Annotated in this window: 20 protein-coding genes; 6 read left to right on the top strand and 14 right to left on the bottom strand. The window is 58.7% G+C overall.

Going from position 1 to position 24,355, the window contains the following annotated elements; all coding sequences use genetic code 11:
• The first annotated feature begins 12 nt into the window (after positions 1–12).
• The 4 genes from OKW40_RS03455 to nadC all read left to right on the top strand — a co-directional run bounded on the left by OKW40_RS03455 (position 13) and on the right by nadC (position 4,748).
• A complete protein-coding gene (locus tag OKW40_RS03455) occupies positions 13–534 on the top strand; it encodes a hypothetical protein (RefSeq protein ID WP_429488181.1) in 522 nt (173 codons plus the stop codon).
• A 7-nt stretch (positions 535–541) separates the two neighbouring features.
• Positions 542–1,522 (top strand): ornithine cyclodeaminase family protein, encoded by a 981-nt coding sequence (locus OKW40_RS03450; protein WP_429488179.1) that lies wholly within the window; start codon positions 542–544, stop codon positions 1,520–1,522.
• 125 nt (positions 1,523–1,647) lie between these two features.
• Positions 1,648–3,069 (top strand): MFS transporter, encoded by a 1,422-nt coding sequence (locus OKW40_RS03445; RefSeq protein ID WP_429488177.1) that lies wholly within the window; start codon positions 1,648–1,650, stop codon positions 3,067–3,069.
• Between the two features lie 818 nt (positions 3,070–3,887).
• The gene (gene nadC, locus OKW40_RS03440; protein WP_429488175.1) at positions 3,888–4,748 is read left to right on the top strand and encodes a carboxylating nicotinate-nucleotide diphosphorylase; all 861 of its coding nucleotides are present in this window, start codon (positions 3,888–3,890) and stop codon (positions 4,746–4,748) included.
• 547 nt (positions 4,749–5,295) lie between these two features.
• Here the strand turns inward: nadC and OKW40_RS03435 are convergent.
• From OKW40_RS03435 to OKW40_RS03395, 9 genes are all read right to left on the bottom strand, one after another.
• Complete coding sequence (locus OKW40_RS03435) at positions 5,296–6,630, bottom strand: MFS transporter (protein ID WP_429488173.1); 1,335 nt, start codon at positions 6,628–6,630, stop codon at positions 5,296–5,298.
• 139 nt (positions 6,631–6,769) lie between these two features.
• Positions 6,770–7,948, bottom strand: a complete 1,179-nt coding sequence (locus OKW40_RS03430; protein WP_429488171.1) for a porin — start codon at positions 7,946–7,948, stop codon at positions 6,770–6,772.
• A gap of 184 nt (positions 7,949–8,132) precedes the next feature.
• The gene (locus OKW40_RS03425) at positions 8,133–9,317 is read right to left on the bottom strand and encodes an OmpP1/FadL family transporter (protein WP_429488169.1); all 1,185 of its coding nucleotides are present in this window, start codon (positions 9,315–9,317) and stop codon (positions 8,133–8,135) included.
• A 239-nt stretch (positions 9,318–9,556) separates the two neighbouring features.
• Entirely contained in the window at positions 9,557–10,333 is a 777-nt protein-coding gene (locus OKW40_RS03420) for an SDR family NAD(P)-dependent oxidoreductase (protein ID WP_429488167.1), read from the bottom strand.
• 44 nt (positions 10,334–10,377) lie between these two features.
• Positions 10,378–11,145 (bottom strand): SDR family NAD(P)-dependent oxidoreductase, encoded by a 768-nt coding sequence (locus tag OKW40_RS03415; protein WP_429488165.1) that lies wholly within the window; start codon positions 11,143–11,145, stop codon positions 10,378–10,380.
• Positions 11,146–11,165: 20 nt separating this feature from the next.
• Positions 11,166–11,543, bottom strand: coding sequence for a nuclear transport factor 2 family protein (locus tag OKW40_RS03410; protein WP_429488163.1), 378 nt, complete (start codon positions 11,541–11,543; stop codon positions 11,166–11,168).
• Positions 11,544–11,630: 87 nt separating this feature from the next.
• The gene (locus tag OKW40_RS03405; protein ID WP_429488161.1) at positions 11,631–12,464 is read right to left on the bottom strand and encodes a 3-keto-5-aminohexanoate cleavage protein; all 834 of its coding nucleotides are present in this window, start codon (positions 12,462–12,464) and stop codon (positions 11,631–11,633) included.
• Positions 12,406–12,582 carry a hypothetical protein gene (locus tag OKW40_RS03400; RefSeq protein WP_429488159.1) on the bottom strand — a complete coding sequence of 59 codons (177 nt, stop codon included), beginning with the start codon at positions 12,580–12,582 and terminating at the stop codon, positions 12,406–12,408. Before OKW40_RS03400 ends, OKW40_RS03405 begins: the two co-directional genes overlap by 59 nt.
• Positions 12,583–12,716: 134 nt before the next feature.
• A complete protein-coding gene (locus tag OKW40_RS03395) occupies positions 12,717–13,760 on the bottom strand; it encodes a homogentisate 1,2-dioxygenase (RefSeq protein ID WP_429488157.1) in 1,044 nt (347 codons plus the stop codon).
• A gap of 918 nt (positions 13,761–14,678) precedes the next feature.
• Between OKW40_RS03395 and OKW40_RS03390 the strand changes: the two genes are divergently transcribed.
• Complete coding sequence (locus tag OKW40_RS03390; RefSeq protein WP_429488155.1) at positions 14,679–15,557, top strand: IclR family transcriptional regulator; 879 nt, start codon at positions 14,679–14,681, stop codon at positions 15,555–15,557.
• A gap of 469 nt (positions 15,558–16,026) precedes the next feature.
• Here the strand turns inward: OKW40_RS03390 and OKW40_RS03385 are convergent, their stop codons facing one another.
• The 3 genes from OKW40_RS03385 to OKW40_RS03375 all read right to left on the bottom strand — a co-directional run bounded on the left by OKW40_RS03385 (position 16,027) and on the right by OKW40_RS03375 (position 21,007).
• Entirely contained in the window at positions 16,027–17,604 is a 1,578-nt protein-coding gene (locus OKW40_RS03385; protein WP_429488153.1) for a methyl-accepting chemotaxis protein, read from the bottom strand.
• A gap of 752 nt (positions 17,605–18,356) precedes the next feature.
• The gene (locus OKW40_RS03380; RefSeq protein WP_429488151.1) at positions 18,357–19,691 is read right to left on the bottom strand and encodes an MFS transporter; all 1,335 of its coding nucleotides are present in this window, start codon (positions 19,689–19,691) and stop codon (positions 18,357–18,359) included.
• A 137-nt stretch (positions 19,692–19,828) separates the two neighbouring features.
• Entirely contained in the window at positions 19,829–21,007 is a 1,179-nt protein-coding gene (locus OKW40_RS03375) for a porin (protein WP_429488149.1), read from the bottom strand.
• A 191-nt stretch (positions 21,008–21,198) separates the two neighbouring features.
• Between OKW40_RS03375 and OKW40_RS03370 the strand changes: the two genes are divergently transcribed.
• Positions 21,199–22,488: a citrate/2-methylcitrate synthase gene (locus tag OKW40_RS03370; protein WP_429488147.1), complete on the top strand. Its 1,290-nt coding sequence runs from the start codon at positions 21,199–21,201 to the stop codon at positions 22,486–22,488.
• Positions 22,489–22,541: 53 nt separating this feature from the next.
• Here the strand turns inward: OKW40_RS03370 and OKW40_RS03365 are convergent, their stop codons facing one another.
• Both OKW40_RS03365 and OKW40_RS03360 read right to left on the bottom strand, forming a co-directional pair.
• The gene (locus OKW40_RS03365) at positions 22,542–23,444 is read right to left on the bottom strand and encodes an alpha/beta hydrolase (protein WP_429488145.1); all 903 of its coding nucleotides are present in this window, start codon (positions 23,442–23,444) and stop codon (positions 22,542–22,544) included.
• A gap of 93 nt (positions 23,445–23,537) precedes the next feature.
• Positions 23,538–24,341, bottom strand: a complete 804-nt coding sequence (locus OKW40_RS03360) for an SDR family NAD(P)-dependent oxidoreductase (RefSeq protein WP_429488143.1) — start codon at positions 24,339–24,341, stop codon at positions 23,538–23,540.
• Between the last annotated feature and the right edge of the window lie 14 nt (positions 24,342–24,355).

Here is a 24,355-nt window from a genome sequence, read left to right as displayed (position 1 = left end):
CCCCGGCTCGAGATGGAGTCGCTGCCCCCCGACCTCGCAGCCTATCTGGAGCCGCGCGTGAAACGGCTCGGGTATCTGGGCGAACTCTTCAAGTGCGCAGGCAATGCGCCCGACGTGATCCTGCAATTCATGCATTTCACGGACGCATTGAAGAAGGCGCTCCCGGACCGGCTGACCGAACTCGGTGCACTGACAGTGGCGAGCTACATGGAGAACCGCTATGAACGCCATCAGCACGAACGTCTGAGTGCGAAGCTGGGCTTTCCCCGCGAATGGATCGCGGAGGTCAACAGGCTCGATCCGGCGTCGGCCGAAGCGTTGACGGATGTCGAAAAGGCGGCGCAGGTCTACGCGCTTGCGGCGCTCAAGAAGCGTGGAATCGGCGTTGAGGACGAGTTTGAGGCACTCGCCAGTCTCGTTCCGCCATCCGAAGCGATGGCCTTCGCAATGTTGATTGGGCGTTACGTCACTCACGCGATCGTGGTCAACACCCTCCGACTGGCACCGCCGGTCCCGTCAATCTTCGAGGAGTAACAGCGAGATGACTTCACCGATCTGGATCTCCGAGCAGAATGTCGTCGCATTGATGAGCCTTTCCGACGCAATCGGCGCGCTCGAGCGAGGCCTGGCTCAACAGGCGACTGGCGATGCACGCAACATGGTGAAAACGCATGTCGCCTGGGGAGAGAACAACCTGCACGCCATCGGCGCTACCTATCCGAAGACAGGCATCGTCGGAACGAAAACATGGGCGCACACTACCGGCGGAACATGCCCCTTGCTGATTCTGTTCGATGCCGCAACGGGACAGTTGAAGGCGGTCATCGAGGCGTTCGCGCTCGGGCAGATGCGCACCGGCGGGATATCCGGCGTCGCGTCGCGGTGGCTTGCACAGCCCGATGCCGACGTGATGGCGCTGATTGGTACCGGCAAGCAGGCCCTGTCGCAGCTCGCCGCAGTGGCAGCAGTACGGCCGCTGCGCCTCGTGCGGGTTTTCAGCCCAACGCCCGAGAAGCGGCAGGCGTTTATCGCCCGAGCGCGTGAGACGTTTCATATGGAAATCGTCGAAGCCAGTTCGGTAGATGAGGTCGTCGCCGATGCACCCATCATCACCACGGTAACGCGCGCCAAACAGCCATTCCTGTCTGCTTCAAGCATAGCTCGGGGCACCCACATCAACGCGGTAGGGGCGATTACCGAGGAGCGCGTCGAACTTGAAATGAATGTATTCGCCCGCTGCACGCGCGCCGTCGTTGACGACCTGCCCGCGGCGCAACGCCTTTCGACCGAGCTCATTCGGGCCTATGGCGAATCCGGTCGTTGGGCAGATGTCAACTCGTTGTGTGATGTCATCGCCGGACAGAATGGCCGCACCGCTCACGACGATATCACTATCTTCAAGGCAATGGGGATGGGAGTGTCGGACCTGGCGCTTGGCGTCGAAATTCTGGAGCGTGCAACGCGTGCCGGACTCGGCGCCCCGCTCCCGCTTCCAACGCGCAAAGCGCCGCGGCTCGCGTAATTTGCGTTCGGCGTCGCCATTGCGGGTTCGTCTGGCATGACGGCGCCTCGGGCCGCGGGGCGCCTCCACCGCACTGGGCGCTCATATAACTACCGCTGCTGTTCATAATGTGTAGGAGACAAAGAATGAAGGCCAGGCTGAATGACACAATGGTTCTCGCGTCATTACCCGACGTGGACCTTGAGGCGCCCCGTGCAAGCGCGGGATGGAACTCGTCGGGACGCCTTGACGTAAGGCAGGAGATCGACAACGCCCCCCTCCGGCCCTTCCACATCCGGTTGGGCCTGTTGATATCGCTGATACTTCTGGCTGATGGCTACGACCTGTACAACGCAGCCTACATCGTCCATTCGGTCGCCGGGCTATGGCGCCTTTCACCGGGTGAAATCGGTGTACTTCTCTCCAGCGGCCTGGCAGGCTTCGCAGCAGGATCGACCGTCTCAGGACTGTTAGGCGACCGCCTTGGCCGCCGGAAGGTGCTTCTTCTCGGATGCTGGGCATCCGGCATCATGAGCCTAGCGATCGCCGTCGCAGCGCATGACTTCTTCTCATATGTCGCGCTGCGTGTGGTCATGGGCCTGGCACTGGGCCTGCTCATGCCGATCGCCGTCACCTATATCAATGAAATTGCGCCAGCGCGTGTGTCGAACGTTTTCACTGCGTGGTTCTTTTCGCTTGGCTGGCTCGCAGGCGCGTCATCGGCCGGCATTGTCGCGGCATGGCTGACGCCCCGTTTCGGCTGGCAGAGCTTGTACTACGCTGGCGCAGCGCTGCTCTCGCTTACGGTGCTCGTCCATTGGCTTCCAGAGTCGCCCCACTACCTCGCGAGCCGCGCCCGCTGGTCGGAACTGAGAGTGTTGCTCGGAAAGATCCGTCCTGATCGTGCGCAGCGCTACGAGTCGGCGCAGTTGTACGTGCCGACCAGAATCGAGCACCGCGGTTCCGCGCGCGTGCTTTTCTCACGCGATTACTGGGTCCGGACTGTCAGTTGCTGTTGCGCGGGCGCACTCAGCCTGTTTTCGGCATACGGCCTCTCCGGCTGGCTCCCGACCATCATGCTCAAGCGTGGCGAAAACCTGTCGGCAAGCTTTGCTTACGGCTCCCTGCTCGCCGCAATGGCTGTTTTCGGCGGCCTCCTGGCGGGCTTCGCGGCAGACCGGTCAGGCGATCGCCGACGCGTCGTCGCCATAAGCTTCGTACTTGGCGCCGCAGCCATATGGGTGTTAGCGCGATCTCATAATCACAACACGACCATCATTGCGGTCGCCGCGGCGGGGGCGTTCGTAGTTGGATCCCAGATAGTTCTCAACAATCTGGTTGCAGCAATGTATCCCACGGAAATCCGGGGGACAGGTGTCGGTATTTTTCTCGGATTGTCGCGGGTGGGGGCGATGTTAGGACCTTTACTTGCGGGCCTTATCCAGCAATGGTCAGGCACATACGATGCCATGTTCATCGCCATCGGGGGCGCCTTGTTGCTTACTGCTGCGCTCGTATACGGTGCAATGCCTTCCAGCGAAAGTGTGACACCTGCGCTGGATACCTGACAGTCGTTCCAACGGCAGAATTGAATCACCGCTTATTTCGGAAGGCGCTGAGCGCAATGGAGCACCGCTCTGTTCTCCCTCCAATGGCGGCCTCGTGTTTTCAGGGGCACGGAATGAAATTGAGTCACCTCTGACATCAGACTCGTTATTCGAACGTTGATGTCGCTGGCTGCATCAGTGCTGGAAAGTTGAAGGAGAAGTCGATGGGTACGATAGACAGACCTTTGCGCTCACTGGTCAAAAAGTGGCTTGGGCCGACTCCGGCGATGCCGGCCCGAGTCACCCAGTTTGGTCGGATGCCTTCCAATCGGGGACGCTATATCTGCGTGGAAGCATTGCGACCATCAGGCGCTTTGACAATCTACTTCTTCCTCCACGATGACGGTACGTGGCGTGTGTTCCCGCCCGATATCGAACGTCCGGCGATGAACGCTTCGTGGTGTGCTGCGGCGTGATTGCAGCGTCCGTGCACGGGCATGTTGGATCTTAGCTGCCCGCTGGCAATGTCTGACCAGGGAAAATTTCAAAGGCGTCTGCGTTCGAGCAACTTTCCATTACGCGTGCGACCACGGTAACCGGGCCTTTCGTGGAGGAAATGCCCCAGGTACTCCCCGACTCGCCTGGTGACAGCTATTGGCTGTACGGGATCCCTACCGTCGCCGCACGGTGAAAACATCTGAATGCCAGCACGACAGTCAGGGCCTGTCTGGCGGTATGGTGCCGTTGCACGAAATTCCTCGCCTGTCGACCTACGTGTCCTACAACATTTAAAAATAGCGTGCGTGCCGGGCACCGATGGCGCACCGTTTGGAGAAAAGATGCTCGAGTGCAACGAGACTCTGCAGCAGGCGCTAGAGCGCAACGTCGAAGATGCGCTCCGTGAGGATATCGGACGTGGGGACCGGACCGCGCGACTCGTGCCGCCCAAGAAACGCGTACAAGCCTTTGTCACGGCCAAAGAAGACGCAGTGGTTGCCGGCCAGTCCTGGTTCGCAGCTTGTGTGGCAAGGCTGGACACCGACGCGCAAATTCAATGGCTTGTTCACGAAGGCGCACCAGTTAAAGCTAACTCGGCCGTGTGTCGCATCAGCGACGACGCAAGAGCCCTATTGTCTGCAGAGCGATCAGCACTGAACTTCCTGCAAATGCTATCCGGCGTAGCCACCGTGACACGTCGCTATGTCGACGAAATTTCGGGTGTTTCGCCCAATTCCAAAGGATGTGCGATTCTCGATACAAGGAAGACGCTGCCAGGACTTCGACAAGCGCAGAAGTATGCCGTGCGCGTCGGAGGCGGATTAAACCATCGCATGGCGCTGTGGGACGGCATCTTGATCAAAGAGAATCACATCGTTGCTGCAGGCGGGGTGCGCCGGGCGCTCGAGCAAGCAAAGAGTCTGGGAGGGAACATCAGCATCCAGATCGAAGTGGAAAACCTCGTCGAGCTCCAGGAGGCGCTGGACGCAGGGGCAGAATGCATCCTCCTGGATGACTTCAGCCTCGACGACATGTCACACGCCTTCATCGTGAACGGCGGTCGCGCGGTTCTGGAGGTGTCCGGCGGCGTTGACCTGGATTCCCTGCGCGCAATCGCCGCTACCGGCGTCGATCGTATTTCGAGTGGTGCGCTTACCAAGCATGTTCGCGCTATCGACTTGTCGATGCGGATTCACGCCTGATGCCGAATGAACGTCATCGATCTGAGACAGCACAGGTTTTCAGCCGGAACTGAAAAGCGAATGCGATTGAGCAACGACCGCATCCTCACGGCCGCGCTTACTTCATCCGTAGCTTCGGATTAATACAACCGGATGGGGCGTCGGCCTCCCTGGCGTCACTCCCCTTGCCCGACGATTTCGCAATGGTCCCGACTATGCCTGGATCGCTGATCGAGCGGTGCTGGTAACGCGCCGATTCCGACGAAGCATGGTCACTGGCGCGATACATCGTGGGAGATAAGGGCACTGGACGGACAATAGATCGGGACGCGATCGCAGGTGTCCCGTTCCCCTTAGCGGCAACGCGAAATCTGTTCGTCCTTACAGTGCGGAATCGGGCCCCGCGCTGCCAGTGCGCCCGCGAGCAATCTCCTTACGGCCCCGTTCTTCGACGACCGTTTCGACCGGTGAACGCAATCTCCAGCCGGTTCGAGGATGGGCGCATCTAACCAGCACCGCGGCGAATGACGCCCGCCGCCGATCGCCCGCGTTCATCGCGGGACTCGAGTCATTTGCCCAGTACGGGCGTCGCCACCGGATGCCGTGCCCTGTTTAATGCCAGCAAGGCAACTGCCGCAATCACCGCAGGCACGGCCATCAGTGAAAATATTGTCGAGGTGGGCAGATGCAAAGTCAACATAATGCCCCCCGCTATCGATCCGATGAATGCGCCCACCCGGCCAAACGCAGACGCCCAACTGACTCCCGTCGCTCTCGTTGGCGTTGGATAACACGACGCGACCAGAGACGGAATGATGCTCTGCGCTCCGCCCACTGACAGTCCGAAGCAGATGATTAGCGCAGTCAGTGTCGTCGGGTCCGCGGACATCCCGACCAGCCATACGAAGACTGCACCAGCCGCGTAGGCCAGGCCCAGCACCACTTCCCCCCGAAACTTGTCCATCGCAAAGCCGAGTATCAGCATGCCAACCGCGCCCGCAAGTAGGAAGATCGACGAGACAGTGGCTGCATGTTGCGTGGTCATCCCTGTCGTGCTGAGGATAAGCGGTAGCCAGCTGCTCATCAGGTAAAACAGGAAGAGACTGCAACAGTACGTGGCCCAGATCAGCACCGTCGTCGCAAACAGGTTCTGCCGGAACAGCGCCAGAACCGACACACGATTACCGCCTGATTCTTCGACGTCACGGTGAATCAGCTTGCCGGCGAAGTCTGGGACGATCCGCTCAACGACCCGGCGGATCCGTGACTCATCAGCGCCTCTAACGACGAGGTAGCGCAACGACTCTGGAAGAAACGCAATCAGCAATACACACAGCAGCAGGGGTAGCACGGCACCGAATATCATCACACCGCGCCAGCCCAGATGCGAAATAAGATGCGCGGCAACCTGGCCTGACGCAGCCCCGCCCAGAGTGAAGCCGATGCCCGCCCACGCCATCATTCGCGCACGCATGTTGGTCGGCGCGAACTCGGCCAGATGCGTCAGCGCAATCGGCATTGCGCCACCCAGCCCGATTCCCGTCAGAAAACGAAGTGCGACCATCGCCCTGACGCTATCAACGAGCGCGGCGCCGAGCGTCGTCAGGCCAAAAAATGCGACGGCGGCGACAATTACCGGCTTGCGACCACGGCGGTCCGCCAGAGGACCGCAGATCAAACCACCGACCAGCAGGCCCGCCATCCCGAAACCAAATATAGGCGCAAGGTCGGCGGGGGACAATCCCCATTCCGCCTTGATAGCCGGGGCAAGAAAACCAATCACGGTTGCGTCGAAGCCGTCGACGAGACAGAACGCGAAAATCAGCGCCACAACTGTCCACTGCAGACGGCAACCCTTCTGGGCGTCCAGGAAATCCCGGACGTCAACATGTTCCTGATTCATCACTCCTCCAATACCTCGTCATTTGAATCGGTCGCTGGCCGCGATTGAGCGGCGAGTTACGCCACCACATCGTCGGACCAACGGGAGACAGCCATTGCCATCTCCCCCGCCTGCGCAGCCAGCCTGGACTACGGTCAGCCTAAAATCGATGCCGGATGCCGATCTGCGCGGCGGCCTGGTGATTCGACGAAGACGGTGAGACGAACGCCAGTGCCGCGACCGCCGGTTTGCCAGTCGAGTCCTGTCCGTTTGCAGACTGCATCGCCAAAACTGCATAAAGCGTCGTGCGTTTGGACAGATAGTAGTTGACGCCGAGATCCAGCTGCCGGTACCGCGCGCCAGTAATGCTGCCCGCGGCGCCCACCGCCGTGTAGTGAAAGGCGATTCCTGTCACAAGGAACGGCGTGACGTAGATAAAGTATCGTGCTTCGGCATTCTGTACCTTCGCAGTCCCGTTGAGGGCTGGCGTGCCTGCCACGGCAAATGTCCCCAGCCCGTCGAAACGGGTATAGGTGTAGGACGCGCCGAACGTGCTGGAGCCGATCGTATAGTTCACGCCAGCTGCTAACGTTTCCTGCCGATTCGCCGTCGCAAAGCCGCTAATGACCGGTGACGAACTCATACCATTCGTAAAGGTGTTGGCGGTACCGGATACTGCGGCACCTCCATAGGAGGCTGTGTTCGGACTATTCACATTGAAATAGCCGACGCCTGCAGTCAACGAACCATTGGAGTAATCCGCGCCTGCAGTCCAGATGCTCGACCGGGAGAATTCCCCCGGAACTCCACCAAAGCTATAGGCACTGCCGAATGAAAAGCCGCCGAACGACGGGCTGGAATACTTGACGGAATTGTCCATGCGCCGGCTGTTGCACAGGTTGTCAACATCGCCCGGACTACAAGCGAATGCACCGCCCCATATTTCCGCGGTCATGCCAGTAACAGCGAGATGGTCGACGACCATGTCGTATTGCCGCCCAAACGTCAGTTTCCCGTACGAGTTGGAAAGTCCCACGTAGGCCTGACGCCCAAACTGTCGACCGCCTTGCAGTGCGGTTCCGGTGGATCCGTCGAAGCCGTTCTCAAGAACGAAGATGGCCTGCGCCCCTCCGCCAAGATCTTCGGCACCTCGCAAGCCCCATCGCGAGCCTGACAGCCAGCCGCCCGACGATTGATAAACGTGCGCGCCGTGCACATTCGTCGCCGCCAGCACACCCTGGTCAAATACGCCGTACAGCGTGACCGAACTCTGCGCGTGCGCAACGCCAACGCACCCTCCAACGCAGACCGCTATAAGCCACCTTTCGCCGACTTTCATCTCCGCTCCTTTTTCGCACCGGCATCGGACGTCGTAGTTACGGCATCGTCGCCAGGCTCGTATGATTTCACCGCTCCAACAAACTCACTTCGACTGCGCGACGACGTTTCGAGAATACGTTTTCCTGTTCGCGCCTTAGTCCCGATTCGCGTCAGGCACTCGCCTATTCAGGCTTCGTCCAAGGTCAGAATTTCTTCGTATAGGCGAGTGCAACGAAGTTGTTCTGCGCATACGGATTGGTCCGTGTGCTTTGCGCGGTCCCATTGACCTGCACGCGCGGGGATATCGCATAAGCAAACGACAGTTCCGATTGCTTGCCGATCCGATACGTAGCGCCGACCGTGTAGGTGCGCCTGAGCGTCGTAGGGGCTAGAAACGTGAATCCCGTACTGTCCGGCGTCACGATCTGGTCGGTCATTTCGAGGCCGCCTCGCACCGTGATCCGGTCGGTCAACTCGTATTGCACGCCAAAGCGGTAAGCATTGGTGTTAGCGAATCCGAATCCGCAACCATTGATGTCTCCGAGCGGCACGCTAAAATTCACCGGGTTGCCAAGCACATGTGTCTTGGCATAGTTGAAACGGATCCAGTCGAATCCAAGCAGCCACTTGGGAGTGGGTCGGAAAGCGATGCCGACGCCATACTGTTCCGGCTCTTCGAATCGTCCTCCATCCGCGAAGATGTGGTCGTATTTATGCCAGGGCGTGTACTGAACCTTTGACGCATAGAACGCGCCGATCGACAGCTGGGAGGTGAACTGGCTCATCCAGCCGATCTTGAACCCGTAACCGGGCGTCCAGTTTCGCCCCTGATTCGGCAGACCCGTTTGGCCCTGAATGCCTTCGACATCGATAGTCGACAGCGCTCCGACGAAGGACAGCGCAAGTGCATGGTTCTTCTCAGCCCCGAAGCGGTACGCAATAGTGGGCGCGATGTGCACAAAAACACCTTGCGAATACGTATTCGAATTTCCGGGGATACCCCCATAGGGCGCCCTGTAACTCATTGACGCACCAGACGCCCACGACGCCACGCCGAACACGAGCGAAGGTGAGAGCGACTTCACATAGCCGAACTCGGGCATCGGCGTGATGCCTGTCTTCGCGTTGTAGGAGACGCCGTTGTCCTGAGCCCCGCCGTGGATGAAGAACAGGCCGCCACCAATATCCAGGCGGTCACCTGAAAACGCGATGCCTGCGGGGTTTTCTGCCGGTGCAAGCGCCGACTCGCCGGTTGCGATGCCGACGCCGCCCATCCCTTGCTCGCGTGTGCCGTAGCCGGTTGCGTAAATGCCGGTACTTGCGAAACACACGTTCGCCATGCCGGCCGAAATCATCAAGGCTAGCGAAATGATCCTGCGCTGTTCCATCCTGTCTCCGTTTCCCTGTTATCGGTTCAATTCACCGCGCGCTGAAACACTGCGCGGCAATCGCCCTGTTTTTTATATCGGCATTGGATTCATCCAATGCCTTACTTTTATTGTTATGGATACCTAATAATTAAATTCTGAATATCGGGATCGATTTGCCATATGAATCAGCAGCGCGGTTTCTGTGAACGGCGTCCTTTTTTAGTTCCGTCTTATCGATGTCCGCGCTCCCCGAGTCGTCACCAGGCGGTCGTTCCTCCGTCAACGCGAAGATCGGTTCCTGTAATGAACGAACTCTCGTCCGAAGCAAGGAACAAAGCGGCGGCTGCAACCTCCTCCGGTTGACCCATCCTTCCCAGCATGATCTTGCCGATCATGGCTTCCGACCAGGCGCGATCGGAAAGTAGCTGACGGGTCTGGTTCGTTTCGATCAGTCCCGGGGAAATTGAGTTCGCACGCAGTCCGTGCTTTCTTCCTTCGAGGGCAAGCTGGCGGGTCATCGCGACTACCGCCCCCTTTGCGGCCGCGTGCCCAAGCGCTGGCAACGCCGCGTAGGTTTGCCAGGCCGAACACGATGCCGTGCTGATGATTGAGCCGGAACTTCGGAGGAGATCCGGCCACGCCGCGCGCGTCAACTGGAAAACAAGGTGCAGTTCATTATCAATCGTCTTGTACCAGTCATCGTCACTGATTTCGGTGATCGGGGCAAACCAGGCCATCGCGGCGTTATTGAACAGGACGTCGAGCTGCCCGTAGGCCGTGACCGCAAGGTCAACAAGTTTTTTACAATCCTCCTTTCGAGTGAGGTCACATGGCTGCATCGATACCATGTCACCACCGGCAGCGCGCACGAGATCGACCGTCTGTTGCGCGGAAGATTCAGATACGTCGCACCCGACGACACGGGCGCCCTCTCGCGCAAACATCAGCGCAGCAGCTCTGCCCATGCTCCCGCCCGTGCCCGTTATGATGCAGACCTTCCCAGCAAGCCTTCCCTTCCCGCCTGTCTCATTCATATTCATCTCCCTTCGGTTTCGGTGGCGCGGACAACTAACCAGAGCTACATAGCGAGGTAGCCGCCGTCGACGGCCAGTTCGGCCCCGGTGACGAACGAGGAGGCGTCAGAAAGCAGCCACACGGCGGCGGACGCGATTTCTTCTGGCGAGCCAAGTCGACCCAATGCATGACGTGCTTCCAGCCGCGGCAACAATTCGGCGAATTGCGGTTGTGCGGCCAACGATTCGACCATTGGCGTTCGGGTGATGCCCGGAAGGACAGCGTTGACGCGAATGCCCTGTGCGCCATAGTCGACGGCAACGCCCTTCGTCATCGCGAGCACCCCGCCCTTGGAGGCGCAATATTCAGCCGCGCGCGGTACGGCGACGCGGCCGAGCGAAGAGGAGACATTGACGATTGAACCCTTGCCGGACCGCAGCATCGCGCGGATTTCATGCTTCATGCAAAAGAACACACCGTCGTAATTGACGCTCTGGATGCGGTGCCATTGTTCGGCGGTTAGTTCGTGCAACAGCAGATTGGTCTGCGAAAGACCTGCATTGTTAAAGGCGCCGTCGAGACGGCCGAACGCTTGCAGAGTGTCTCGCACGAGGGACTCGACCTGTTCCTCCTTCGAGACATCCGTACGGACGAAAATCGCCTCTCCGCGCCGATCGGATATGACCGAGACCGTGTCCCGCCCCGCTTCGAGATTCACGTCGGCAACGACGACTCGGGCTCTGGCCGCCGCGCACGCGAGCGCCGTCGCGCGCCCTATCCCAGTGCCTCCGCCGGTTACGATGATGGATTTACCTTCCAGCTCATTTAGCATTCCGGGTCTCCCTGGAGTCGTCACGTAAAGAGCGACGACACGTCGACATAAATGAGGTACTCACTGATCTCCCGTTGGCGCACGCGCCACGTTGTCATCGCCGGGACCGTAAGAGTGGTGCCATCCTTGCGCGTGTAGGTCACCTGCATGCGAGATACGATCACGTCGTCGCACTGCCATACTTCGAGCAATGTGTGTTTGATCCGGGCAATCAACGCCATGAAAGACTTGACAGATGCTGCTGCGGCCACGCGGCCGATCACGGGTGCTGCATTCGCGTAGACGAACACGCAATCTTCGGCGAGGAACGCAGCAAACCGCTCTTCGTCCATCGAATCGCAGGCTTCATAAACCGAAGCAGCGAATTCGAACGGTGACAACGTCACTTCTGTGGCCATAGGTGTCTCCTTTTGACCTTGTATAATTTTCAGTCCCGGTTCTGGTGCAGATGCAAGGCGCCGGGGACGCGCCTTGCACACGTGCTATCAGCGAGCAGCCTTGCCAATCAGTGCGCGGTATTCGTTCGCGGTGGCCGGGGTACGCCCCAGCAACCCGGCAATATCCTTCGCCATGTTGAACATCTCGAGGTTGTCCTTGAGACGGGCATCACTGTTCGGGTGCTTCCACGGCGTATCTTCTGTGCCGACGCGCACGTGCAGTCCCATCATCGTTGCGAGCGTGGTCATGTACAGGCTGGCGCGACCGGCAGCGCACACCGTAATCACAGACGTTGGGTCGATCTGGCGGATCTGATCCACCATCAGGAACATGTGGCGCGTCATGTCCTGAGCATTGCTCACCCATGTGCCGGAGACGAGCGTGCGGCCAACATTGAAAGGCAGCCCATAAAGGATCAGCCAGTTGTACGGCTTCTGGAGGATGCCGGTGTCGATGAAGCGCCGTTTCGCAAGTTCGATTTCGCCAGAGCTATGAACGGCGAGTTCCGGCTTGACGCCGACCTCCTCGAGCGCTTGCACAGCAGGAACGGCAAACGCTTCCGGATGTCCTGGGGCGCACGGCGCCACTTCCGCGAGCCCCTCACGCGCGGGGCTTACGCACACGTCGAAGCTCGTGCCGTTAAGCACGTTGAGGTTCGATACGAAGTCGTTTCCGAAACGCGCGCGCAACGGCTCGAGAACAGCCGAATATGCCTCGACGGGTGGCAGATCGCGATCGAGACGGCGCCCCTTGTCGTCGGTTACCCAGGTGAAGTCAATATGGATTCCGCATGCCCCGCCTTCGATGACTCGCGAGGCCTCGTCAACATAGTTCTGGATCGACGTTGGCTTTGCCATCATCGAAGCGTCCGGCGACCGCAACGTTGATTGCGATCTTCGGTGAAACGTCCCATTTCGGTTGGGTGTCCGCGTCGGCGACAAACTGGTAGTTTTCCATCTCACGCTTGGCGGCTTCCCACAGAGGAAGTTTTTCAATCATGGTAATACTCCTTTTCAAGTTAAAATCCAGCATATAGGACTACTAATTTCATCCAGCTTTCATCGTTAAGCCGTTCAACGGCGAATGAATTTAATCCGGTACTGTCAGCGCGACGGCTCGCGTCGCGCACGACCTCATTTGCGCAGGCTTGGATGCGGGCCGTATTGACCGGTTTCCATCAACTCAGAAGTAGCGATGGCCTCAGGCGTCCAGCGCAGTGTCGCTCGCGTTTCTATCAGCCAGGCGATGTAGCCTTCCGGTACATTTTCAGACGGACCGTGATGGACAACCCCCTTCGGCACCCACGTGAGCGTTCCGGCTTCGGTACAGCCTCCCCACGCCCCGGGGCCGCGCACATAGCAGACCATTTCGTCGAAATCAGCGTTGATATGGACCGGGGGCCGATTTGTGATGCGTGCGCTGAGGTTGAACATCAGAAGTTCACCGTTTGTCGACGACAGGAAAGGGCTCGGCGGCCCGCCGTCCGGCAGATAGGTCAAAACCTGGATCTTCGTCAGGTTGAGCTTCCAGACAGGCGCGTTTCCCGCCATTCGACCGCTGACTGCGAGCGGGTCGTGCGGCATCAGGTACACGGTCTGTTCGTCGTCCGCTGTCTTGAGGATCAACCGCGTAGGTCCGCCCGCGGGGATGTCGGCGTTGATCTCGGCATACTTGACGTCGCGCGCGAAGTTGACCATGCCGAACGGTGCAGGTGGGGTCAGGCTGATGGCCGACGGACTTTCAATAATCACGCTGCGCATTGACTCCCCGACAGGCCCGAACCGGTAGGCAACGGCTCGTGGAATGCAGACAAAATCGCCCTCTTCCGCCGTCAGGCTGCCGACATCTGTGTCGAACCCGACTGTTCCCGTCTGGACAAAATGGATCTCATCGGCTTCGGCGTTGCGCACCACAAACGGCATCGGTTTGCGACGCCCGGATACCAGGACACGCACACCAAGTTTCGAGCTCGCCACGACAGAAGGCAGTGCATCAACATCATCGTTATCGCGCGGAGTCATCCGGTTTAGCACTGAGCGGCGCGGCGCATGCTTACCCTCCACTGACAGATAATCCGGGCCATAAGTGGGACGTGTCACGACCGATAGCGGCCCGCCGAAACCTTCGCGCGTCCAGAGTTGTGCGGCGGGTTTGCCGACTTTTGTTTCGTCCGTCATTTAATTATCTCCTTGGTTCGTCAACTCGCAAGTTCGTTGCTCACGTGACGGTTCATTTAATCAGCGCATCGATTCCGCGCGTCCAAGGACGCATGCCGCACCAGATCGCCTGTTCGAAGATGCGTTTCGCCCGTGTTGATAACATCTCGGGGCCACACTGCTGTGCCGCTTTGAAGGGGTACTCGTTGCGTCGTCACAATTAGCTGTGCGCGGCGCGGTGAACGACGCAGGACGCACGCCCGCCCGCGCGGACATACTAACCGCGTGGCTCATTAAGTCGGTGCTGGACAATTTACCAACGCTGATTGCTGCGGCATACGAGGGGCCGCTTGCCCGCGCCGGTAATTGAGCCGTGATTTTCCGGGAATGGGAACGGCATCGGGCCGCGCCAGATTCAACGGCGCCCGCATCAAGTGCATTGAGACGCTGCGCCTGAACGGACACAGGGACCGCCATAGCACCTTCTGCCCGGATTCCGGGCAAGGTTGCTTCCGATAGATGAAGGCCGCGGTCCGCAAGGTGCCGCCGGCTTTGTCTCCTACACATCTTCGCCTCCAGATCAGGCGCGTTGCTTGTATGTCATGTGCGCCAGTGTGGCATCGACCGTGAATGGTCACATTTCCACATCTCAGAAACTATTTTCTGCAAGAAGACAAAAAACGTCAAGCACTTTCAGAAATCATTTCTTCTCTGAAGAAACATCTCCTGGCCATTACGAAATGAAAACGGCTGGGTCGCCCCGGGCGAAGATGGTCCGCCCCGCCTCGCGAGCGGCTTCAATAATTTCTTATCCATTTGATTTATCTATATTTTTCAGGCAAAACCGAAAGTGACTGAGATGGCCGTTGACGAAGTTTCGCGCGGAGCGTATATCATCTCTGGAACTAACTTCGGCTCACGTGCACGGGTACCAACTATATGTCTGACTTCCAAAGTACAACGCGCAAAATTGACCGGGTTTCTGCCACACAGAAACTTGTTGAGGCGCAACAGGTTGCCGATACAGATTCGACAGACGAATCAGCAACATCGCAGTCGCCAGCGCCTCGCTACATGCTGGAATCGGTCAACAATGTGCTTCGGCTTCTTCTTATGTTTCGCCGCACTAGCCAGATTCGCCTTTCGGACGCGAAAGAGGAGCTCGGCGTTGGCCATTCCACCGTCCATCGCCTGTTGGCGATGCTCGTCTATCACGGTTTCGTAACGCAAGACCCTGTGTCGCGAATCTACAAACCTGGCAACGCGCTTGTCGAAGTTGGTTTGGCGGCCGTTCAACGAATGGACATCCGGACAATTGCCCGCCCGGTTCTCGAAGAGTTGGCCGCTGAGACTGGAGAGACCGTTCAGTTGGCTATTTTCGAGGACGGTAACGTTCGCTATATCGACGCCATCGAAAGCAGCCAGGCGCTGCGAGTGTCTGTGCCAGTGGGGAAAGTGTTCGCTGCTTACGCCTCCAGCGCAGGCAAAGCCATATTGGCCGAGCTGCCGATTGAATCCGTGCGTGCCATGTACCCTCGCGGTCCGCTTCAATCATTCACCAGCAATACAATCACCCAGTGGCTGGCGCTGGAGGAAGAACTCGAGGAAGTTCGCAAGCGAGGTTACGCGACCAACTTCGAGGAAAGCCAGTCGGGCGTCTGCTCGGTGGCCACCGCGATTCGTCATCCGACCCGCGGGCTCGTTGCGGCGTTAGGTATTTCAGCGCCCGTGACGCGAATGAATCCGAAACAGGTCCGGCGCCTGTCCGAATTGGTGATCGACGGGGCGGAACGCGTGGCGTCGAGTCTTGTGAAATAACGATGCAGACAATTCTGTTGACCAACCCGGCCCGCAAAGGCCCCTGCGTGTATGTAGTGACGTAAGCATTCGATCTACACCGTCGCGGATTACGTTGACGTGTGCGAGGATCGACCGCTAGCGAACGAGATCGAAGCGGTAGGCCGGTATGCATAGAGCGACGTTCCAAGGTAAGCGTTCGTCGATCCGGTTCACAGGGTGATCAGCGATGCGTTCGATGAGGGTGCTTTTCTATGAGCAGGAAGTTGTCAAAGTGTTTTGCGAACTGAATCACCGACCATCGAGTACCGCCGCCTAGCGATAGCAAGGCACTCTGACTGCTGTAGTCGAAGCTACCTGGCGGGTCTGGAGCCGATCGTCGCGCTCGCGAGATCCAACGTCGTTGGGTAGCCAGGCGGGTTTGGCCGCGCCCAGCCGCCTAAGAACTGTGCGTGCAAGTTTCTCCGCATAGTATGCGTTTTCCGCGCGGTCAATGTTCCGGCATCCGCGACGCGACCGCGCCCTCACCAGCTAGCTTGAATACCGATACAGCTACGCCGAGCCGCGTCGCCTGCTCCCGGAGGGACTCGGCGGCGGCGGCCTGTTCAACGAGGGCAGCATTCTGCTGCGTGACCTCGTCCATCTCACCAACGGCCTGATTGACCTGTTCGATGCCCCGGCTCTGCTCCTCGGAAGCCGCGGCAATTTCGCCGACGATGTCGGAAACCTGCCTGATCGCCTGCCTCACCTCGCTTATCGTGGCACCAACTTCGATAGCCTGTTTCGCACCGTCCCGAATCATCGTTACGGACGAGCCAATCAATGCCTTGATCTCCCTCGCGGCGGCCGCAGAACGCTGAGCGAGGCTGCGGACCTCGCTTGCCACCACGGCGAAACCACGCCCTTGCTCACCGGCGCGGGCCGCCTCGACGGCGGCATTCAACGCCAGGATGTTCGTCTGAAACGCAATGCCTTCGATGACGCTTGTGATTTCGGAAATCTTGCTCGAACCACCACTGATTTTTTCGATCGTTCCAACCATGCCCTGGACGGATTCATTGCCAACGTCTGCAATATCGGAGGCGCGTGTCGCCAGCCCATTGGCGTGTCGTGCATTGTCGGCGTTCCGCTTTACCGTTTCGGTCAATTGTGTCATGGTCGCCGCAGTCTCTTCGAGCGAGGCTGCCTGCTCTTCCGTGCGGGCGGACAGATCGGTATTGCTTATGGCGATCTCGCGCGACGCCAGCCTGACTGATTCGGTGCTCGTCTTTATTCCTCGAACGGTGTCGGCAAGTTGCCGGTCCATCTTCTTCAACGCTTCCAGCAACCGCCCAAACTCGTCGCGCGATACGATGTCGATCCGATGCTCCAGCTCACCGTCGGCGATGTGACTTGCAATGCCAAGAGCCTTATTAAGCGGATTCGAAATTGCCCACAGTAGATACATCGACGCCCCAATTGCCACAACGACGCCTAGACAGACCAGCGCGATGGCGATCGCGAGAATCGTCCTGAACGTCGCTGCGCTTGCATCTGCAAACTGCCTGGCCCGAACAAGGTTAAAGGCGGCATCCTCCCCAAGCGCGTCATTCAAGGGTCCGGCAATTGGTCCCAGCCTGTTCACAATTGGGACGGCAGCATCGTAGTTACCCGCATCCATCGCCGCCACCGCTTCGTCCAGTGCCGCCCTGAACTGCGGCTGAATATTCTTGACCCTCGCTGCGATTTCGTTTTCCTTGTCGCTGGAGATTCCACCAGAGTAGTAGTCACTCCATGCCTTGTCGATGCGCGCCAGATCCGCACGGATTGCTTCGATGCCTGCCTTCGTCTGATGGAGATCACGGAAGACCTGGATCCGCCGGATCTGGAGGCCCAGATCCAGCTGGGCGACGCGCACTTCGGCAAGATCAGCAATGTGAACCGTGTTGCCTGAATACGACTCGCTCATGTTCGAATTCAGTCTCGCAAGCCCAAATATGCCGAAAAGACCGACCCCCGCCATTAGGGTCACGCAAACCCCGAACGCAAGAATGATCTTGAATTTGATGCTCTGTGCAAAGCTGTTCACGTCTGCCCTTTGCGATTCAGATGTGTGTGGAAGCGTATTCGGAACGCTGCGCGTAAGAACTTCGCTGAAGGCTCGGCTCATATGAAGTTAAGTGCGGCCGCCTCGCGCGAGCCAGAGCACTGACGGTGAGCGTTCACCGGTAGGCGCTCGGACAGCGAAGGACCTTCGCATCAGCAAGTCAACCTCAAGGCTCTAAACATTAATCCCGCTGTTGCGCTTCACCCTTGAAACCGCCCTTCCGTAGTATCCCTACATCGGGGACACCGAAGTGCCAGGTATTCAATTTGACTGAGCCCTTCCAGTCGAGACCCTCCGAGCCCGGGTGTGATCGTGGAGCGTCAGGTAAAGAGCGCCTGGTCGACTTCTTGAACGGCTTTACGTGCGGGTCAGGATGGTCGACGGTCGCGGGCTAAACATCAATATCCGCGCGAGGAATGAAGTATGAGTCCGAGGGGTTCTTCAGGCAGCACGCGATGATTGAGATGTATACTCCGTGCTCCCCCGGATGGTCGATGTGAGCAGAACATCATGCATCCGGTGGTTGGTTAGCGAAGTTGGAGCCCCGCCGGAAATAGGCGACCACTTCATGCAGCTCGATTTCGCGATGCTGCCGCTTCACGGGTTCAAAACAGCTCACTGAACTCATTTGGGGTAGGTCGCGGGGCGCCCTCCACTTAACCACAGCAGACAGAACGGCGCACCGGTTTAACATCCGCCGATTTCGGAGCAAGCTCGGACAGACACGATGAATGTCACTGAGTGGTCAGTATCGCTCGCGCCATTTGCCGAATGCGTCCGAGCGCAATGAGAGCAATCGCGGCCCCCATCGCGGGAATCGCAAGAAGTGCGAATATTCTTGCGTTCGACAAATGCAAGTCAAGCATCACGGCACCGGCGACGGACCCAAGAAAAGCACCCACCCTTCCGATGGCCGATGCCCAGCTTACTCCAGTTGCCCTTGCTGACGTGGGATAACACGTTGCCACAAGAGCCGGAATAATGCTCTGCGCTCCGCCTATTGCCAGACCGAAACAAACGATCAGAGACGTGGCGACGATCGGATCTGCTGTAAAGCCGACGAGGGACACCGAAACCGCCCCAAGCACATAAGCCCAACTCAACACGGTCTCTCCGCGAAATCTGTCCATCGCGACCCCAAGAAGCAGCATGCCCACAGCACCGGCCAGCAAAAAGGCGGACGAAACCTTCGCTGCATGCTTCATGTCAATGCCAGAACTGTTCAAAATCAGCGGTAACCAGCTACTCATAAGATAAAACAGAAAAAGGCTACAGCAGTACGTTATCCAGATCATCGCAGTTACCATCCGCAGATCTGCACTGAACAGCGCTCCGGCAGATTCAATAGCACGGGCGGGTCTCTCATCGCCGCGATAGGTCAAAGTCAGCGAAAGCTCGGGATCGATTCTTTCGACAACCTTCTTTATCTTCTCTTCTCGTCCACCGTGCACAACGAGGTATCGCAGCGATTCAGGCAGGAGCGGTACCAGCAGCATGCAAAGGGCGAAAGGAAACACGACGCCAGTTACCATTACACTACGCCATCCGTGAGCAGGAATGAGATAGGCAGCGATCTGTCCGGCAGATGCTCCCCCTAGGGTAAAACCGATACCCGCCCATGCTGTCATCCTCGCGCGCATGCTATTCGGTGCGAATTCGGCGAGAAGCGTCAAAGCCGTCGGCATGGCCGCGCCCAGTCCCACGCCAGTGAGGAACCTTAACGCGACCATCTCTCTCGCGTTCGCGGCCAAAACAGAGCCGAACGTCGTGGCGCCAAAAAAAGCAACCGCCGCCACTATGACGGGCTTCCGTCCATAACGGTCCGCCAAAGGACCGCCGCAGAATCCACCCACGAATAACCCCGCCATACCGGCACCGAAAATCAAAGCTAAATCGGACGCCATCAGCTTCCACTCCGACTTCAACGATGGCCCCACAAAGCCAATGACCGTCGCATCGAACCCGTCTACGAGACAGAAGACGAACATCAATGCGACGACGATCCATTGAAGGCGGCATCCTTTCTGAGAATCGAGAAAGTCCTGGACATCCATATAACGATGAGTCATCGACCCCTCCGCCTTACTGAAGACATGGGACAGCATCTCTGCTGAACTTGCTTGAAACGAACGCCTCGCATCGAGCGATGTGCCTGTGCATTGACGTTGATTACATTACCTACCTCACCGTGCTGGACTCGCACTCACTAGAACAGATGGCGAATGCCGATTTGGGCACCAAGTTGGCGGCTCGTTGACGAGGCTGAAACAAACGCAAGCGCCGCAACCGCGGGCCTTCCGTTCGAATTCTCACCGTTCGCCGATTGACCGGCGAACACCGCGTACAGGGTTGTTCGTTTCGACACGTAGTAGTTCACCCCGAGATTGATCTGCCGGTATCGGGCTCCGGAGAGGCTACCGACCGCGCCCACAGAGGTGTAGTGGAACGCGATGCCGGTTAATAGAAACGGCGTGATGTAAATCGCGTAGCGAAGCTCGATGTTCTGCAGTGTTGCCGTGCCAGTGAGCGCGGGCGTATTCACCACGTCGTACGTCCCGAGATTGTCAAACCTCGTGTGGGAGTACGTAACACCGAGGGTGTTGCTTCCGATCGTATAGTTGGTGCCCGCCGCGAGGGTCTCCTGACGGTTCGCTGTCGCGAACCCGCTGTAGACCGGCGAGGAACCGAGTCCGTTTGAAAAAGCGCCCGACGTCCCCGCGATACCGGATGCGCCGTAGTAGGCTGTGTTTGGGCCGTTGACATTGAAATATCCTACGCCCACGCTCATTGCCCCGAGCGTATAGTCCCCGCCCGCCGACCAGATACTGCCGCGCGCATATGCGCCAGGAAGGCCGCCAAAAGCGTATGCAGCACCAAACGAAAAGCCACCTATTCTCTGGCTCGAGTACTTGACAGAGTTGTTCATGCGCCGGCTGTTGCATAGGTTATCGACGTCCCCGGGGTGGCACCCAAATGCCCCACTCCAGATTTCCGAGATCATGCCTTCATATCCGAGATGGTCGACCACCATGTCGTACTGACGACCAGCGGTGAGCGTCCCGTATGGGCCCGACATCCCCACATAGGCCTGCCGGCCGAACTCACTGCCGCCTTGCAACGACAACCCGGTAGAACCGTCAAATCCCCCTTCCAGAACGAAGATGGTCCTCAACCCTCCGCCCAAGTCCTCAGACCCTTTCAGGCCCCATCGGGACCCGGACAGCCAGCCACTCGAAGATTGATAGACGTGTCCTCCGCCGGCATTGGTCACAGCGAGCAGGCCTTGATCAAATACGCCATATAGCGTCACCGAGCTTTGCGCTTGGGCGACGTGCACGAAGCAGCACAACAGGCTCGCAACGGAAATTGGATCAACTCCCTTCATTTCGTCTCCTTATTTCGTTATCCTATTTTGTATGAACGATTGCTTCTGTATCTAACTTTCTTCCCCCACCTCCTGAGTGTCAGTTGCACACCTTACTACCGGACCGGTATCTCTTGAGCTCATAAGGTAGCGAACGTCGCACGCTTACTCCAACAATGACGGTGTACACTTCTCGAGACGGGCGTTCAATCTTGATTTTCGAATCAACCAATCGGTTGCATGCTCCTATGACAGACCAATCTCCCGACCTGATCGACGCGAAGGCCGCAATGGCCGCGCTCGGCGTGAAGGCACAAACGCTTTATGCCTATGTGAGTCGCGGACTGATTCGCACCGTAAATCCCGATAAGCGAAAGGCCAGCCTTTACTACCGCGAAGACATCGAAGCGCTACAGATGCGGGGGCGATCGAAGCGAGCACTCGAATATGTCTCGCAGCGTGCGCTTCGGACCGGCGGCGGTGCGGTCATGCAGTCCGCGATTACGGAGCTCACCCCCGAAGGCCCCCGGTATCGGGGGCAATCTGCGGCCCAGCTCGCACGCTCCGGGCGGACTTTTGAACAGTGCGTGGAGCTCCTGTGGAGCGGCCTGCTCCCGCAGATACCGCCGCAGTGGGCGCCGCCTGAAATCGACCCACGCTTTCTCGAGTTCGCCCGTCTTCTATGTCCGATCGCCGCTACCAATAACCCCCGTAGGTTGTTTTCGCTTCTTGTCGAGGCTTGGGCCGCATCGCTCGGCTCTGACCCGGAGATGGCCGCTGGCGCACCGACGCTGGCTGCACGCAGTGTCGTCCAGACCATGGCCGGCGCCACTGGGTTGCTAAGGAACAGACCGGCCTACTGTGCGATGAAGGCAGGCGAATCGATCGCCCAGTGGGTAGTTCGAGCCCTGGGTGGAGCTAGAGGGGAAGAGGCGACGCGTGCGGTCGACGCAGCGCTCGTGCTCTGTGCCGACCATGAACTGGCTCCTTCGACCTTCGTTGCTCGCATTGCGGCCTCCGCAGGCGCTGACATCCATTCATGCGTTAGCGCTGCGCTGGGATCGTTCGAAGGCATCCAGACGGGCATGGGATGCGATATCGCTGAAGATCTTCTGCGGCGGGCGGCGTCGCCGAAAGAGTACCTGGCGCGTATGAGACGGGCGGCAAAGAACAAGGAGCCGCTGGCCGGATTCAATCACGCGGTTTATCCATCGGGAGACCCGAGAGGCGAGTTTTTGCTGCAGCTATGTGAGGAGGTTCGTAAGGCTGATCCGGAGGCGGTTCGCGCGTTACGCTGTGTACGGGCCGCGCAAGATGAACTGGGTGCGACACCTAGCCTGGGGATTGGCCTTTCTGTCCTGTCGATCGCACTCGGCCATCCGCCTCGCTCGCCCGGTGCAATCATGGCCTTGGCCCGAAGCGCGGGCTGGATCGCACACGCCTACGAGCAGCGAATGGCGGGCTTCCTGGTTCGGCCGCACGCAAAATACGTCGGACTCTAAGCGCGTGGCTTCACGTTTCGACGCCTCGCCAATCGAATCCGCCTGCGCATGGCCTACAACACTGAGTTCACGAACGCGGCCATGTGCATACCGAGCAGGTCGTGCACCGGCAGGTTGACATTGAACACACACGAGAAGTGGTTATGCCCGGACAAGAAGGCGTATCGGACGCGGACATCCGCCGAAGCGGAATGCATCCGGATAGCTACGCTTTCCCCCTGCTCCTGAAAAAGCGTCGGCTCAAATTCGTTAATGGTAACCAGTAACGGGATGTTCAGTGCGGCGAGCCGGTGCGACGACGACATGTCGGCGTATTGCGTTTTGTCCGTGCCGAAATATGCGGTCGGAACACGCCCCGCTCTGGACAGCGCTTCGACATCGTATAGACCGGAGCACAACACTGCCGCCGCAACCTTCTCTCTTGCCGGCCCGAGCCGATCAAGCCGCGCGAGACACGTCGCCACATGAGATGCGCCCGCAGAATGGCCGACCACGATTAGCCGATCCGGTTTCCCGCCACAGGGCAGCGCGTTTCCAGCCAACCAGTCAATGAGGCTCCCGACGTCGTCACCGCCTGCTGGCCATTTGTGTCCCGGAGCAAGTCGGTAGTTCATCGTGACGCCGATGAAGTCATTCCGTACAGCCCACCATCCGACGTTGTCGTAAATCCGCTCTTGGACAATCTCTTTGTCGCCTCTGACAAAGCCCCCACCATGTACGAAGATGATGAGCGGTCGAGCTCGGCCATCCGGCTCAGCAGGCGAAAAAATGTCACAAACATGCCGTTGGTCAGGACCGTACCGCGCGTTACGCGTAACCCGACCCGGACCGGATTGATGAAATGGCCTGTAGAGTTCCAGTGTCTCAGCCATGACTTCAGGATTCACGTCGGCGCCCACGCTCCGAAGGGCGCGAATCAGCGGAGCCGTGTAGAGATTGTCGTTCAGTAGTTCCATACCTTGAACACCCGCAAGAAAGGTGACCTGGCACGGCGCTGAAACGGAGCGCCAATCGCCAGGTTTGAAGTCGAACCGCTAGGCGATCTTTAGTCAGGGCATTACTCGCCCGCCGCTAACCTGGATCGTCTGACCAGTGATGTAACGGGCGCCAGGACTCGCCATAAACAAACATACCGCTGCTACGTCTTCTGGCGTGCACAGGCGCTTGAGTGGTGTTATTTCGGTCAACGCCTCCGTATCAAGCCAGCTCGTGTCTCCGTCTTCGCCGCCATGGCCGGTCCCTCCCGCAAGGAACGGCGTCAGCATGCCGCTCGGCGCAACGCAGTTGGCTCGAATCACCGGAGCGTTTTCAAGGGCGAGACCTTTGATCATGTTGGCCACCCCAGCTTTGGCCGCTCCGTACGGACCGAAACCCTCTGGAGGCAAGGTTCCGTGCAACGACCCGATTGCGGTGATACTGGCATTTCGGCCTCCCTTCAGGAGCGGCAAAGCGTTCGTACAGGTGAGGGCCATCTGCAGCAGGTTCAATGACAGGAAGCGACTCCAGTCCGCCCCTGAAAAGGTCTCAAAGCGTCGCGGCGGCGAAACGCCAACCCCGACGGTGTTGACGAGAGCGTCGATGCCTTCCCAATGCTCGCCAAGCCGCCCATAGGCTCCTTTCACCTGATCTTCGTCAGTCACGTCTACCTCGAACTTGAGCACTCCCGTTGGCAGGTCGTGGCGCTTGAAGGAGGCCGGCAAGTCGAACACTGCCACCTCGAGATCGTTCATCAGCGCCGCATTCACCAGAGCTTGCCCAATTCCGCCGCAGCCCCCTACCACGAGCATGCGCGCACCAGCTGGTGGCGCAAGGCGGGTAAAGTCGATCGGGCTTGAGGTCTCTTGCATCGTCATAGATAAACTCCAAT

The organism is Paraburkholderia sp. RAU6.4a, assembly GCF_050435625.1.
Lineage (GTDB): Bacteria > Pseudomonadota > Gammaproteobacteria > Burkholderiales > Burkholderiaceae > Paraburkholderia > Paraburkholderia tuberum.
Note: the sequence above shows the minus strand (reverse complement) of the source record. Positions and strands in the feature narration are given on the sequence as shown.

Coding starts and splice junctions, on each gene's coding strand:
- OKW40_RS03450 (WP_429488179.1), top strand. CDS start 542: ATGACTTCACCGATCTGGATCTCCGAGCAGAATGTCGTCGCATTGATG.
- OKW40_RS03415 (WP_429488165.1), bottom strand. CDS start 11,145: ATGCTAAATGAGCTGGAAGGTAAATCCATCATCGTAACCGGCGGAGGC.
- OKW40_RS03445 (WP_429488177.1), top strand. CDS start 1,648: ATGAAGGCCAGGCTGAATGACACAATGGTTCTCGCGTCATTACCCGAC.
- OKW40_RS03390 (WP_429488155.1), top strand. CDS start 14,679: ATGTCTGACTTCCAAAGTACAACGCGCAAAATTGACCGGGTTTCTGCC.
- OKW40_RS03425 (WP_429488169.1), bottom strand. CDS start 9,317: ATGGAACAGCGCAGGATCATTTCGCTAGCCTTGATGATTTCGGCCGGC.
- OKW40_RS03360 (WP_429488143.1), bottom strand. CDS start 24,341: ATGACGATGCAAGAGACCTCAAGCCCGATCGACTTTACCCGCCTTGCG.
- OKW40_RS03375 (WP_429488149.1), bottom strand. CDS start 21,007: ATGAAGGGAGTTGATCCAATTTCCGTTGCGAGCCTGTTGTGCTGCTTC.
- OKW40_RS03380 (WP_429488151.1), bottom strand. CDS start 19,691: ATGACTCATCGTTATATGGATGTCCAGGACTTTCTCGATTCTCAGAAA.
- OKW40_RS03455 (WP_429488181.1), top strand. CDS start 13: ATGGAGTCGCTGCCCCCCGACCTCGCAGCCTATCTGGAGCCGCGCGTG.
- OKW40_RS03410 (WP_429488163.1), bottom strand. CDS start 11,543: ATGGCCACAGAAGTGACGTTGTCACCGTTCGAATTCGCTGCTTCGGTT.
- OKW40_RS03420 (WP_429488167.1), bottom strand. CDS start 10,333: ATGAATGAGACAGGCGGGAAGGGAAGGCTTGCTGGGAAGGTCTGCATC.
- nadC (WP_429488175.1), top strand. CDS start 3,888: ATGCTCGAGTGCAACGAGACTCTGCAGCAGGCGCTAGAGCGCAACGTC.
- OKW40_RS03395 (WP_429488157.1), bottom strand. CDS start 13,760: ATGACGGACGAAACAAAAGTCGGCAAACCCGCCGCACAACTCTGGACG.
- OKW40_RS03430 (WP_429488171.1), bottom strand. CDS start 7,948: ATGAAAGTCGGCGAAAGGTGGCTTATAGCGGTCTGCGTTGGAGGGTGC.
- OKW40_RS03435 (WP_429488173.1), bottom strand. CDS start 6,630: ATGAATCAGGAACATGTTGACGTCCGGGATTTCCTGGACGCCCAGAAG.
- OKW40_RS03365 (WP_429488145.1), bottom strand. CDS start 23,444: ATGGAACTACTGAACGACAATCTCTACACGGCTCCGCTGATTCGCGCC.
- OKW40_RS03400 (WP_429488159.1), bottom strand. CDS start 12,582: ATGATTGAAAAACTTCCTCTGTGGGAAGCCGCCAAGCGTGAGATGGAA.